Annotated in this window: 12 protein-coding genes; 2 read left to right on the top strand and 10 right to left on the bottom strand. The window is 61.1% G+C overall.

Going from position 1 to position 13,814, the window contains the following annotated elements:
• Nucleotides 1-28 precede the first annotated feature (28 nt).
• Both ABG82_RS07625 and ABG82_RS07620 read right to left on the bottom strand, forming a co-directional pair.
• A complete protein-coding gene (locus tag ABG82_RS07625) occupies nucleotides 29-586 on the bottom strand; it encodes a DUF3558 domain-containing protein (RefSeq protein WP_078343901.1) in 558 nt (185 codons plus the stop codon).
• Nucleotides 583-1,143 carry a DUF3558 domain-containing protein gene (locus ABG82_RS07620; RefSeq protein ID WP_043077169.1) on the bottom strand — a complete coding sequence of 187 codons (561 nt, stop codon included), beginning with the start codon at nucleotides 1,141-1,143 and terminating at the stop codon, nucleotides 583-585. The genes ABG82_RS07625 and ABG82_RS07620 overlap by 4 nt, the downstream gene beginning before the upstream one ends.
• Nucleotides 1,144-1,298: 155 nt before the next feature.
• Here ABG82_RS07620 and ABG82_RS07615 point away from each other — a divergent pair, with 155 nt between their 5' ends.
• Complete coding sequence (locus ABG82_RS07615) at nucleotides 1,299-3,020, top strand: ABC transporter ATP-binding protein (RefSeq protein ID WP_174544355.1); 1,722 nt, start codon at nucleotides 1,299-1,301, stop codon at nucleotides 3,018-3,020.
• Nucleotides 3,017-4,912 (top strand): ABC transporter ATP-binding protein, encoded by a 1,896-nt coding sequence (locus ABG82_RS07610; protein WP_043077171.1) that lies wholly within the window; start codon nucleotides 3,017-3,019, stop codon nucleotides 4,910-4,912. The genes ABG82_RS07615 and ABG82_RS07610 overlap by 4 nt, the downstream gene beginning before the upstream one ends.
• Here the strand turns inward: ABG82_RS07610 and ABG82_RS07605 are convergent.
• The 8 genes from ABG82_RS07605 to ABG82_RS27580 form a co-directional block, all read right to left on the bottom strand.
• On the bottom strand, nucleotides 4,909-5,433 hold the full coding sequence (locus tag ABG82_RS07605; RefSeq protein ID WP_043077172.1) for a hypothetical protein: 525 nt from the start codon (nucleotides 5,431-5,433) through the stop codon (nucleotides 4,909-4,911). The two genes, ABG82_RS07610 and ABG82_RS07605, sit on opposite strands and share 4 nt — an antisense overlap.
• A gap of 76 nt (nucleotides 5,434-5,509) precedes the next feature.
• Entirely contained in the window at nucleotides 5,510-5,716 is a 207-nt protein-coding gene (locus ABG82_RS07600; RefSeq protein WP_043077173.1) for a hypothetical protein, read from the bottom strand.
• Nucleotides 5,717-5,745: 29 nt separating this feature from the next.
• Nucleotides 5,746-6,783: a mechanosensitive ion channel family protein gene (locus ABG82_RS07595; protein WP_043077174.1), complete on the bottom strand. Its 1,038-nt coding sequence runs from the start codon at nucleotides 6,781-6,783 to the stop codon at nucleotides 5,746-5,748.
• A 133-nt stretch (nucleotides 6,784-6,916) separates the two neighbouring features.
• Nucleotides 6,917-7,861, bottom strand: coding sequence for an alpha/beta hydrolase (locus ABG82_RS07590; protein ID WP_078343899.1), 945 nt, complete (start codon nucleotides 7,859-7,861; stop codon nucleotides 6,917-6,919).
• Nucleotides 7,854-9,104, bottom strand: coding sequence for an MFS transporter (locus ABG82_RS07585; RefSeq protein WP_043077310.1), 1,251 nt, complete (start codon nucleotides 9,102-9,104; stop codon nucleotides 7,854-7,856). Before ABG82_RS07585 ends, ABG82_RS07590 begins: the two co-directional genes overlap by 8 nt.
• 5 nt (nucleotides 9,105-9,109) lie before the next feature.
• The gene (locus ABG82_RS07580; RefSeq protein WP_043077175.1) at nucleotides 9,110-11,989 is read right to left on the bottom strand and encodes an MMPL/RND family transporter; all 2,880 of its coding nucleotides are present in this window, start codon (nucleotides 11,987-11,989) and stop codon (nucleotides 9,110-9,112) included.
• A gap of 24 nt (nucleotides 11,990-12,013) precedes the next feature.
• Nucleotides 12,014-12,472 (bottom strand): MmpS family transport accessory protein, encoded by a 459-nt coding sequence (locus ABG82_RS07575; RefSeq protein ID WP_043077176.1) that lies wholly within the window; start codon nucleotides 12,470-12,472, stop codon nucleotides 12,014-12,016.
• The gene (locus ABG82_RS27580; protein ID WP_078343898.1) at nucleotides 12,472-13,761 is read right to left on the bottom strand and encodes a phthiocerol/phthiodiolone dimycocerosyl transferase family protein; all 1,290 of its coding nucleotides are present in this window, start codon (nucleotides 13,759-13,761) and stop codon (nucleotides 12,472-12,474) included. Before ABG82_RS27580 ends, ABG82_RS07575 begins: the two co-directional genes overlap by 1 nt.
• Nucleotides 13,762-13,814: the final 53 nt, after the last annotated feature.

Here is a 13,814-nt window from a genome sequence, read left to right as displayed (position 1 = left end):
GCGAGACGGGACGAGCGAACACGACGCGTCAGATGTTGACTGACAGCGTCATTTCCATCAATTTGATTGCCTGCGTGCATGAGTCTCCGCCTCGGCCCTGCGGGTTGACCCACCATCCAACAACACCTGCGGCATCGCTGGCAACTCCACAGGCGCCCGGCTGGTCCGGTGGCTTCATCACGATCGACGGGATCCCCTGGATCGCCCGTTCCTGAACGTTGTACTTCAGGCTGTTCGCTGTGGCCTTCTCGGCTTCGAGACTGCCCGTCTCGAACCAGAATCGGGTGATGTCGACCAGGCCGCCGCTCTTACTCATGGCCTGCCACCGGCACAGCGCGCCCACGAAGGTGCTCTGAATATCCCTCGGGTCGGCGTCGACGGCCTTGGCCAGCACGTCCGTGGTGAGAACTTCACATTCCTTGAGCAGATTCGGGTATTTCTGTTCGGCGTTGGGTCCCTCCGCCGAATCGCCCTTGCCGGGCATGACGGCCTCACCGTCTACCGTGCCGCCGCAACCGGCGGAACCCCACGCGACGAGCGCGACGCATGCCGCCGCGAACAGTGACTTCGTCTTCCGATGCATCATTTCTTGGCCGCCTTGATGGACGTCTCGGTCAGCTGCTTGGCCACATCACAGGAGTCCGGGGCACCCGTACCCGGCTCGAAGTTGATCGACCATTCGATGAAGTCGTTCCCGAAGTCCATGCCGATCTCGCAGAGAGTGGTCACGGTTCCGGGGTAGCCATTGGTGGCGATGAATCCCTTGTATCCGGCGATCTCGATGTCCTCGACGCTCGGGCGAGTCCGCTCCTCCGTCGCGCGCTCGCGACCGATGGGGCTGCCTCGGTACCAGTTGAAGGAGAAGTGTGGCCCGACGATGCTGCCGCCACGCAGCCAAACGCAACCGACCGAGTTCTTGGCGGTGCCCACCAAGCCCACAACCTTGGTCATCTGCATCATCGCCTGGTCGCTGACGCCACCGCATTCGGTGAACATCGGACCATCAACGCCCTTGGACTTGGTCTGCGCCGGCGCGGTCGCATTCGGCGCGGTGCCGTTGGGCTGATCGGACTTGTCACCACCCGAACAGCCGCTCACTACGAGTGCGACCATCACCAGCGCGACAGCACACTTGCTCCACATGTTGCGAGAACCTAAGCCCAACCTCACATGTGCACTGTAGCGGCACAAACCGCAGTCAACCACTGAGCTGCGGGTTTGTCGCCAGCGTGGTTGAACCGCGTGCGCCATGACCTCATCTGGCGTGTGCGACAGTGGTGCCCATGCCTCAGGGTCAGTTGCGGGCCCTTCTGCCGCGATATGTGCGCCCGTATCGCGGCGTGATCGCGACAGTGGTCATGTTGCAGATCATCAGCACGCTGGCTTCGTTGTATCTGCCGACGGTCAACGCGGCGATCATCGATGACGGGGTGGCACAAGGCGATACCCGCATGATCCTGCGGCTCGGCACGGTGATGCTGGCCGTCACGCTCGTGCAGATCGCCTGTTCGATCGGCGCCGTGTACTTCGGTTCCAGGACCGGAATGGGTTTCGGCCGCGATATGCGTTCGGCCCTTTTCCATCACGTCATCGGGTTCTCCGCCGAAGAGTCGGCCAGGTTCGGCGCGGCCACCTTGTTGACGCGCACCACCAATGACGTTCAACAGCTGCAGCTGCTGGTTCAGGTCACCTGCACCATGCTGGTGACCGCCCCCATCATGTGCGTCGGCGGTATCGCCATGGCGATTCATCAGAACGCGGGCTTGTCCTGGCTGCTCATGGTGAGCATGCCGGCGCTGGCGCTGGCCAATTGGTACATCGTGCGATCGATGCTGCCGATATTCCGCCGCATGCAGCGCCTCATCGACGCCATCAACCGGGTAATGCGCGAACAGCTGTCCGGGATTCGGGTCGTCCGCGCGTTCACCCGAGAAGCTGTGGAACGTCGCCGATTTGGCGCGGCAGTCGCCGAGGTGTCGGAAGCGGCGCTGGCCGCGGGCCGATGGCAGGCCTTGATGCTGCCCGCCACCTCGCTGGTCATCAACACTTCCAGTGTCGCGTTGATCTGGTTCGGGGGCCTACGTATCGACCACGGGCAGATGCAGGTCGGATCGCTGGTGGCGTTCTTGTCCTACTTCCTGCAGATCCTCATGTCGATGATGATGCTCACCATGCTGGCCGTCATGGTGCCGCGCGCTTCGGCCTGTGCCGAACGGATCACCGAGGTATTCGAGACCACCGGGTCCATCACCGCACCGCCGGATCCGGTTCGTGCCGAAGTCCTGAATCCGGGTGTCGAGTTCGTCGACGCCGGATTCCGCTATCCCGGAGCCGAACGCGCCGTGCTGGAAGGTGTTTCGTTCACCGCACGGCCCGGCACGGTCACCGCCATCGTCGGCGCCACTGGATGCGGGAAGAGCACGCTCCTGAGCCTGGTTCCGCGCTTGCACGACGTCACTGCCGGTTCGGTGCGCGTGGGTGACAATGACGTCCGGCGCTATGACCCGGAAGACCTGTGGACGGTATTGGGTTTGGTTCCGCAGCGGGGGTACTTGTTCTCCGGCACGGTGGAAAGCAATCTGCGTTACGGCAAGGCGGATGCCACCGAGGACGAGATGTGGGAAGCGCTCCGGGTCGCCCAGGCAGCGGACTTCGTGCGCGCGCACGGCGCCGGACTACAGACGCCGGTATCGCAGGGCGGCATCAACTTCTCCGGCGGACAGCGTCAGCGCATCGCCATCGCGCGTGCGGTCATTCGCCGTCCGGGTATCTACCTGTTCGACGACGCGTTCTCGGCACTCGACGTACGCACCGACGCACGACTGCGCCAGGCGCTGCGCGAGGTGGCCGCCGACGCCACCGTGATTGTGGTGGCGCAGCGCATCTCGACCGTGGCGGACGCCGACCTGATCGTGGTGCTGGAGGACGGCCGGGTGGCCGCCGCCGGCACCCATGCCGAGCTGACACAGTGCTGCGGCACGTATCGGGAGATCTGCGATTCTCAGGCGGTCTTCGCGTGACCCGGGCGATCGGCTTCCGGGGCGTGCAACAAGGTCCGGCGGAGCGCTCACGCGATTTCCGCGCCACCGCCGTCCGTATGGTGAGGCGCCTTGCCCCGCAGCGCTTCCTGACGATCACCGTGATCGCCCTATCGATGACCGGGATCGCGGTCGGGGTGATCGGACCACGGATCCTGGGGCATGCCACCGACCTGTTGTTCAACGGAGTGATCGGAAGAGCACTGCCCGCGGGGCAGAGCAAGGAACAAGCCATCAATGCCGCCCGCGCCCGGGGGGACGGACAGTTCGCGCAGATGCTATCCGGCATGAATGTGACACCGGGGCAAGGCGTCGACTTCCGCGCGATAGGCATGACCTTGGCACTGGCCTTGAGTCTGTACCTGACGGCGGGGCTGCTGGGGTGGGTGCAGGCCCGGCTCCTGAACGTGACGGTGCAACGCACCGTGGTAGCCCTGCGCACGGACGTTGAAGACAAGCTGCATCGTCTTCCGTTGTCGTACTTCGACTCCCGTCAACGCGGCGAGATCCTGAGCCGCGTGACCAATGATGTCGACAATATCCAGACATCGCTGCAGATGAGCATCAATCAGCTGCTGAGTTCGATGCTGACCCTGGTCGCCGTGCTGGCCATGATGCTCACCATTTCACCCATGCTGGCGATGATCACGGTCGCGACGGTGCCGTTGTCGCTCTGGGTGACGCGCGCGATCGCCCGCCGGTCACAGCGGCTGTTCGTGGCGCAATGGGCCAACACCGGCCAGCTGAACGCCCACATCGAAGAGACTTACAGCGGCTTCACCATCGTCAAGACCTACGGGCATCGCGCGGAGGCCGAAGCCACCTTCGCGGAACGAAACGCCGAGGTCTACCGCAGCGCATTCGGCGCGCAGTTCTTCTCCGGCCTGGTCTCGCCGGCAACCGCGTTCATCGGGAACCTGAGCTATGTCGCGGTCGCGGTGGCCGGCGGCCTCAAGGTGGCCTCGGGCGATCTGACCCTGGGCAGCATCCAGGCCTTCAGCCAGTACGTGCGGCAGTTCAATCAACCGCTGACACAAGTGGCAGCGATGTACAACACCCTGCAGTCCGGACTGGCCAGTGCCGAAAGAGTTTTCGAGCTACTGGACGCCGACGAGGAAGTGCCGGACCCAGCGGCCCCGGCGACGGCGCCGCGCGGTTCTCCGCGTGTCGAGTTCGAGGACGTCAGCTTTGGCTACTCCCCCGGCAACCCGGTGATCGAAGGGTTGTCGCTACGTGTGGAGCCGGGGCAGACCGTCGCGATCGTCGGCCCGACAGGGGCGGGAAAAACGACCCTGGTGAACCTCCTGATGCGCTTCTACGACATCGATTCCGGCCGAATATTGCTTGACGGCGTTGATATCTCAACCATGACCCGAGACGATCTGCGTTCACGGGTCGGGATGGTGCTGCAGGACACCTGGCTATTCGGCGGCACCATCGCCGAGAACATCGCCTACGGCCGGCCAGGAGCCTCCGAGGACGAGATCCTGGAGGCCGCACGTGCCGCATACGTGGACCGACTCGTGCGCACACTTCCCGACGGATATGACACCAGGATCGCCGATGACGGCGGGAACATCAGCGCGGGAGAGAAACAGCTGATCACCATCGCACGTGCCTTTCTGGCACGGCCGCAACTGCTGATACTCGACGAGGCCACCAGTTCGGTGGACACCCGTACCGAGCTACGTATCCAGCGAGCGATGGCCGAGCTGCGTCGAGACCGGACGAGTTTTATTATCGCCCATCGACTTTCCACGATTCGCGACGCCGATCGCATTGTCGTGCTGGATGGCGGCCGTGTCGCGGAGAGCGGCACACACGCGGAACTGCTGGCACGCCGCGGCGCCTATTTCGCGATGACGCAGGCTTAAAGCTGCGGGCCCTGCGTGCGCAGATCCCGAACTTCGGCCATCGCGGCACGCAGTTTGTCCAGCCATTCCTCGGTGTGCTCACCGACCAGGCGGACCGCCCATGCCAGCGCGTCCGAACGCGATCGGGCTACTCCGGCCTCGACCAACGTGTCCAGTACCTGGCGCTCCGGCTGACGCAGTCTGGTCATCACCGGAACTGCGATGTGCGTGAACAGGATTCGCTCGGAATCTGCGACGCTGCCGACGTCAACGCCCCACGAGACCTTACGTCCGTAGCGGGCCTGCGCCTCGTCCGCGATGCGCATTCGGTGCGAGCGCGTCTCTTCCCGAAAACGCGAGGCCCGGCCGGCGGCGCGCGCCTCGCTCTGCTGCTCACTCTCATCGGCCACCAGCCGTCCGATGACGGTGATTTCTTCTCTGTCGACGACGACCTCGGGGTCGCCTTCGAACCACGCGTCGGGCAGGCGCCCGGCAAACCATTCCGCGGCGTCGGAGGCGTCCGCTTGTTGATCTCGCTTCATGATTACAAAATTACATAATTACAGACGCTATGGCGTTCGCTTACAGCGAACAACCAAGAGGCGCCGGCACGTGGCGTCAGCTGCGGCGCATGACGATCGCGGCACCGCCGGCGAGCACGATGACCACCGCCAGAACCAGCGCCCATCCGAGACCAGCGATCCACCAGACCGCTCCGAGGACGGCCAGCACCGGGACTGCCAGGAAGAAGACCATTCCCGGGTGCTGCCGGATCACCGCCAGCGCGGCATTTGCCCGCTGCTTGTCGATTTCCTTACCAGCCATCTGTCCAGCGTACTGCGCACCGGCGATGACTACCGGCTCGCTTTCTCAAGAGCGTCGACGGACATACCGGAGAATCCGTCCAGGTAGAGCGGACGGATACCGTTCTCGTCGAATGCGATGAGGATGCGCCGCCGCAGCTCGCGTTCCACCGCCCACTGCGCGTTGGCGCGCACCGCCACCGTCAACCGCAGGCTGATCGCATCCGCGGTGATGCCGTCAACGCCGAGCATCTCGGGAGCACCGATGACCTCGTGGCGCAGCGCGTCATCGGCGACCGCCTCTTGGGCGGCCTCGAGGGCGACCTTGCAGGCCAGGTCCACGTCTGCGCTATAGGAAACGGGCACCTGCAAAAACGCCACCGCGTAGTCCTGGCTGAAGTTGCCAACCCGGGCAATGCCGCCGTTGCGGACATACCAGAGGGTGCCGTGCAGGTCGCGCACCGTGGTAATCCGTAGGCCGACGCTCTCGACGGTACCGACCGCGTCACCGACGTCCACCACGTCACCCACCCCATACTGGTCCTCGAACAGCATGAATATGCCAGTGATGAAGTCGCGCACCAGGTTTTGCGCACCGAATCCCAGCGCGACACCGACGATTCCCGCCGAGGCGATGAAGGGCGCGACGTTAACCCCCAGGATCGCAAGCGATTGCAGAATCACCCAGACCAGCACCAAGAACGAGACTGCCGATTTGAGCACGGATCCGAGGGTCTGCGCACGTTGCGCACGGCGTTTGCGCCTGCGTGCGTCACGGACCGGATCCTGCGTGCGCCCGCGCAACGTACGCATCGTTGAAGGCCGTCGATCGGCCTCGTCGGGAGGTGCCTGCTCGCCCGGATCCTTCGCCCGGCGCAGGAAGCTCCACCACTGGCGTTTCGGACGTTCCCCGGGGTCCGTACGCTTTGCGCCCTGCACCAGGCGATCGATGGCCCGGTGCAACACATATCGAACCGCGAGCGCCAAAACCACGTAGATCGCGATGTTGACCGGCCTATGGATCAGCCAATCCCGGCCGGACTCTGACAGTTGAATCGCAAGGTCTGACACCTCCCCGAGGGTACCCATTTACCACGACCATGCGAGCCGGCAAACCCACGTCGGGCCGTTCCCGTGGTGCGAAAACTATTTGCCCCCTGAGTAATTCGATACGAACGCACAACCGGCTCCAAAAGCCTTACAGCAAAAGCGAAGTGACCCCCTACAACGCGGCTTTGCAGGCGTCCAACGAAAGTAGGAATTCCTCTTTCGCCGCCGCGACGACGCTGGCGAAATCAAGGTAGCCGTGCACTAGGGTGTCGGCGTTGCGCAGCTGGACCGGCACCCCTGCATCTGCGAGCAGTGACGCGTACATCGTGCCGTCGTCTCGAAGCGGGTCGTGTTGCGCGGTGGCGATGTATGCCGGCGGTAGACCCGCAAGGTCCCCATTGACCGGCGCAACAGTGAAGGGCAGTGCCGCCGGGTCGGCGGTTTCGGACAACTCACCGAGATACGCCTCGCCAAAGATTCTCATGATGTCCCGGGACAGGACCGGACCGTCACAATTCTCGGCGACCGACGGCAAGGTGAGGTCGCTGGTGGTGCACGGATACCAGAGCAATTGAAACTTTAGATGTGGGCCACCGCGGGACTGCGCTAGCTGGGCAACCACGGTCGCGAGGTTGCCGCCGGCAGAATCGCCGGCTACCGCGATCCTCGCCGGATCAGCTCCCAACTCCGCGGCATGCTCTGCCACCCAGGTCAACGCAACAAAGGCATCATCGACAGCGGCTGGATAGGGATTCTCGGGGGCCAGGCGGTAATCCACGGACAGCACCACTGCTTCGATGTGTGCGCATATCGACCGCGCGACCCAATCATGAGAATCGATGCCGCCCAGTGCAAAACCGCCACCGTGGTAATAGACGACAAGCGGGAGTTCTCCGGCGTCTTCGAAGCCCACCGGCCAGTAGATGCGCGCCGCAACGGAGGGCGCATCGGTAGCCGGAATCACGATGTCCTTCACACGGCCGATCGTTGGCACGTTGTCGGTGGGTGCGCGCCGACGGGACTCACGTACCAGGGGCAAATCTTCGGGCCGATTGAGCTGCTCCGTGGGGATCGCCTCGAGGACTGACATCAGGACAGGATCAACGGGGCTAGTCATGACTTCCTACTTTCGTATGTGCATCGGCGGGTGTTGTATCGCGGACGGTGAGCGCCAGCAAGAAACCGAGCACCATCAGTACGCCGATGTACACCAGTAGGCCGTCCCATCCCGCGTTCGTGAGCACCCGGCTACCGATCAGTCCCAACATCGCGCTCCCGGTGAAGCTGGATGCGAGAAAAAGCGCGGATGCTTGAGCTCTACCTTTTTGCGCGATCGTCGCCGACAGGCTCGTGAGGCACGTGTACCCCGCAAACCCTCCCCCGGTGACAAGCGCTGCTCCGAGCACAATGATCCACACCACGGGAACGGCTAGCAGCGCTACTCCGGCCAGCATCATGACAACAGCCAGAAGTAGCGTGTTCCTGATTCCGATTCGCGCGGCCAATGTGCCCGAGGCCTTCGCGGTAAAGACACCAAATAGGATAACCAGGAAAAATGTGCCGTACACGCTTGGAGATACGTTAAACGGTGGCGATTCAACCCTAAAAGGTAAGGCATTAAATATCGAAATGATCGCGCCCATGAAGCAGAACACCAGCAGGTAGACAACCAGCATCCGAGGGTTTGAAAGGTGAGAAAGAAAAAGCTTGGATTCCTGGACGTATGGAACGTTGCTTGGCACGAAGAATCTTGAACGTGGAAGCGCGACGGCAGAAATAATGATTACCACAAGTACGAGTACGACCAGCCCCCCGAGCGCCAATCTCCATGAACCTGTGCCGCCAACGATCCAGGCTGGCAACATTTGACCCAATAGCGACCCTAGAGCGTTTCCTGCCGCGTATACCCCCATCGCGGGGGTGACAGCCTGGGGCTCAAACTCTTCTCCTATGTATGCCATCAAGATGGCAGAAACGCCCGCCAGCAGGGCGCCCTGGAGCGCTCTTAGTAAGACTATTTCAGTAAGGTCATTACAGAACACCAGAAGCAGACAGATCAACGTCGCGAGCGTAGATGAAGTTAGTAAGATACGTCGCCTGCCATAGCGTTCAGATAACAGGCTGATCGGAATCAGCCCGACGGCGAAGCCGGCGAATGCCGCCAGGAAAATAAGCTGGCTGTCGCCCGGAGAGATATGCAGCCCCTGCGCGACCTGCGGAAGAATTCCCTGAAGGCAATACAACTGTCCGGGCCCGATCATTGCGGCGAGGAGCAGACCAACCGCCGCGATCCGAAACTCTCGGGACTTGGCACGGATTCTGTGTGCGGCGCCATCATACGGCGGTTCAGCGGTGGGCATCAAAATCACGCCCCCTTTGACGCGCTTGTGAGTGCTGCGTTAGAAGTATGCGCCGGGCGCCAACGCACGACTCGCGGCCACCAGAACCATGGGCCCAGAATCCTCGCGATAGCTGGGACGATAAACGAGCGCACAATCAGGGTGTCAAGCAGAAGGCCTACACAGATAATCGAGCCTACTTGCGAGATGGCGCGTAGATCATTCGGCACCATGGACAGCATGGTGAATGCGAATACCAAGCCGGCGGCTGTCACAACACCACCGGTTGACCCGACCGACCGTATGATCCCAGTCTGGATTCCGCCGTGCAATTCTTCCTTCATTCGTGCGATTAATAGCAGATTATAATCCGAACCCACCGCGACCAAGAGGATAAAGGCAAGAGGCAGGACCATCCAGTGCAGGTTCAAGCCAACTATGTGCTGCCAAATCAACACACCCAGTCCAAAAGCTCCCGAGAAGGAGAAGGCTACGGTGCCGATAATGGTGCACGCGGCAATTATGCTCCGCGTGATGATCAGCATTATGACGAAGATCAAAGTGAACGAGGCGATAGCCGCGATCAGCAGATCGGACTTTACATATTGTTCGATGTCTCGATAATTCGAGGCCGAGCCTCCGAGGTAGATCTTCGCCCCGGCGAGAGATGTGCCTTTCAGCCCCTCATAGGCGGCCTTTTCGATGGCATTAACATGGGCTACCCCCTCGGGGCTCAGGGCCTCACCGTCATGGTTGATGATGAACCTGGCCGCGGTACCGTCCGGCGAGACAAGAAACCGGAGAGCGACCTGAAAGTCAGTATTACTGAAGATATATTTCGGCGCATAGAAGAGGTCATCATTACGAGAATCGTCAAAATCCTGACCGATATCGATCATGTCGTTCGCGTCGTCGGCCGCAGTGTAGGTATTCAGCGCCTGTGTGCCGCGCGACTTGACCATCATCCCGCGCATGATGGTCATGTCACTTAATGCCATGCGTGTCTGCGCAAGCATGCGGGGCAGCAGCTGGTCCATGACCTGCATGGAGGCCAGCGCCTCCGCTGTCAGTGCCGTCATCGAGTCGATGCTGTCCATCGACTCGAACATCGACCGCCCCATCCAGCAAATGGGGATGTCCGCACAGTGCGGTTCCCAGTAGTAGTAGTTCTTAATAGGTCTGAGGAAATCGTCGACGGCGCTGATGTTTACTTCCACCTGGTCAGTAAGCGCCTTCATCTCCTCCATTGTCCCCACCATGTCATGGGTGAGTTGCGTCATTTGATCCATGAGCCCAATAACTGTCTGCATGATCGAGATGGTGTGATCCATGACGGCCACTTGGTTATCTAAATCTGCTACTTGGTTCTCGGTAAATGGCAGCTGTTGACCACTGCTACTACCTTGTCCCGCCAGTATGTTGGCGATTGACGCGCGCTCCATCGGACGGCCTTCCGGCCGGGTGATGCCTTGAACTTGGGCAATCCCCGGAGTGTGGAAGATGGTCTTGGCGACATGATCGAGCGAGATGAAATCGGCAGGGTTTCGCATATCGTGATCGGACTCGATCAAGAGCATTTCCGAGTTCAGTTTCCCGCCCGCAAAATGTCGGTCCGAGGCCATGAATCCGGCGTTAGCTGGAGTGTTCACCGGCTGGAAGGCCCGCTCGTTATAGCTCACTCGGTAGGACGGCAGAAAGACGGCCCCGACCAGTACTGCTGCACTTGAGGCAACGAGGACTGGCTTTGGCCAGCGCACGACGATCGTGCCTACCCTGCGCCATCCCCGAGACTGTCGGGTCGGTCTCGGGTCGAGAAGGCCAAATTTGCTCGCGATTGCGAGCAGAGCCGGGCCGAGCGTCAATGCCGCTGCGACCGTGACCAACATGGCGATGGCGCAGGCCGGCCCCATCGTATTGAAGTAGCCAAGCCGCGCAAAACCAAGGCAGAGGCATGCCCCCGCAATGGTGAGCCCCGACCCCAAAATGACGTGCGACACTCCGTGAAACGTTGTGTAAAACGCGCGGTCCCGATCCTCACCCGCATTACGTGCCTCGTGATATCTGCCGAGCAGAAATATCCCGTAATCTGTTCCGGCTGCAATGATAAGTGACTCGACCATACTGGTCGCGAATGTCGAAATGCCGATGACATTGTGCACCACGAAAAAGGAAACAATGCCGTTGGACACCGTGAATTCGAAAGCGACGGTGAGTAATATCAGCACTACGCATGCAATGGAGCGGTAAACCAAGACAAGCATGATGATGATGACAGCAACTGTGAAAAGCAGGACACGCTTCATGCTTTTGTCGCCGGCGTCAAGCAGGTCCGCAGACAGCGGCGCCGCCCCGGAGACGTACACCTTGAGTCCGGGTGGGGGCGGGGTTCGCTCAAGGGTATTTTGCACCGTCTTGCGCAGTGCGATGGTGGACTCGTTGGCGGCGGCCTCGCCGATATCGCCGACCAAACGCAGCATCACGTAGGCGGCCTTGTTGTCGGGACTCTGACTGCCCGCGGCCGTGATCGGCTTACCCCACATGTTCATGATGAACTGGACATGCTGCTTGTCCGCGTCGAGCAAACGGATTAACTCGTCGTAGTACTTGTGGTCGGCATCCCCCAGTATTCGCCCCTCGGTCTCCAGCAGGATGTAGGCGAGGCTCGTGGAAGTCGATTCTTGAAACTTCTCGCCAATGTGCAGCATTGCGCGCTGCGAAGGCGCATCCAGGGGAACCATCGGCCCTGCGTGTTGCTTTGTCACGCCGTCGAGCTTGGGGACCAACAAGCTAGCCGCAACGGCAGCGCCGACCCAGAAGAGGACGATCGGGATCGCGAGCACCCGAACAGCGTGCGCGACGAAAGGGCGCCTTTCGCCGCGGTCGGGCCCCACATGCTTGTTACCCACGTGTCACGTCGTCTCGTGCGGTGGTCATGCCGACTTCACCTTGCATGCGACCGATCCCTGCTCGCGACTCTGGACCTGTTCGTCGCGAACCTCGCCGTTGACGATGATCCTGCAACCGAGTTCATCTCCCGTTGACTGGGCCATGAGATTGGCCAACATCGACGTGCGGGTCGTCACTTCTTCGTGCGTCCAAGGCAACGTCGTGAAGTCGACACGGTGTGGTCTGCTGTCGACGTCTAGGTAAGTGAGCGTCCCTGTGCCCGCGGATTCCCCGAACACCATGTAGACCACATGCTTGGGAGCGAACGACGGGAGCTTCGGTGCACCCTTCGGACTCACCACCGGCCCCGACGGGGCAGATAGCGCGCGCACCTTCACCACGGATACGGACGCAAGCGAGGCCACGACCGCTATCACCACGACCAACCAGCCGTGTCGGATGACCTTGCGCCCGAACGCACCGAGCCCTCGAGGGAACGCCATCAGATGCGAGCGTCTATCGCCGCGGTCAGTTCGTCTTCGATGTACGCAAGAAGCTCATCGCTCTTTTCGTAACTTCCGGCTAGGAAACCCACCCGCAGTCGTTGATTCAGCGAGTCAATCGTGTACACCGAAACTTCCCGACCGTACAAGAACGTATAAATACCCGGCCCCAATGCCGATGCATGGCTGGACGTGATGTCGTCTACGACCAGATTCCCCGGTAGTCGGGGAACACGAATTCGACCTAGCTGGGTGGCATGAATTGCGCCACCAAAAGACTTATCAGCGAGAAGCTTCGTTGGCTCATTTCTAACTCGCGTTCGGTGAATTGTGCCGTCCGCTAGGTCCCTGTCGAATTGGACATGTATCTTTCTGGCGAGTGTGATGAGGTCCGGCCCGATCTCAACATCACCGAACCATGCGTTGGAGAGCAAGTTGGTCGCTTCGGTGGGGGCAACCGGAGGCGTGACACAGTCGCGAAGGTCTACCGGATAGAAATACAGTGGGACTGGGTCGCCAGCGCGGACATGCGCACGAATGAGAGCTGCCGATACAAGCGCGTTGATCGAGATGCTTTCGATGTTGCCGAGGCGGGCGAGGCTTGCTCTGCCGAGTTTTTCCAACGTCATCTGTTTGGCGAGCGCGGGCTCCCGAGGGGGCGGGAGTTTCTGGGCAAGCGCGGCCTCATCCCACAGCGGCACACGCAACACTTCATCCGCCTGCACGCCCGGATCCGCGCCCGGATACTGCGTGCGGTTCAGGAAGTACTCCCCCGACTGTGGGAATTTTTGGGCGAGGATCGGCGGGAACTGCCCTTCCTCGACGCGCTGAACGTAAAGGCTCCAAAACTCGATGAGGATCGCAGATCCGTGGCGGCCGTCCGCGATTGAGTGGTGGACGAAGAACGTTACGCGGGCCTGGCCGTCCCCGAGAAGCAGATCTACGTAGAAAAGCTGCTGCGTCTGATCGAATACGGCCGCACGCCCAGTGGACCGGGTCCCAAGGTCTTCTCCCTCGAATACGCGGATTGATTTGGGCGGTTGGTGCGTCGCCACAAACTCGGGGACTTGATCATTCTTACGGATGACGCTTCGCAGGGATTCGTGGCGGAGCTGCATCTCAATACAAGTGTCATTCAGCGCCTCGATATTTAAATCTCCCGAGATAAGCATTGACTGCCCGCCGAAATGACCAAACCCAAAAGTGAAGTATGTCTCCAGGCGGCTAAGTGGACGAATTGGCTCGCCAGGCGCGTCCACCGTGTCCTGATGCGGTCGCGTGTCTGTCACGTTGCCTCCTTTCTCGGCTATTCGCCCTGTTACGCATAGTGTTCGCAAGGAAC

Source organism: Mycobacteroides immunogenum, from assembly GCF_001605725.1.
In the GTDB taxonomy this organism is placed as follows: domain Bacteria; phylum Actinomycetota; class Actinomycetes; order Mycobacteriales; family Mycobacteriaceae; genus Mycobacterium; species Mycobacterium immunogenum.
The sequence above is the reverse complement of the archived record's forward strand: the minus strand, read 5'-3'. Positions and strand labels throughout refer to the sequence as shown.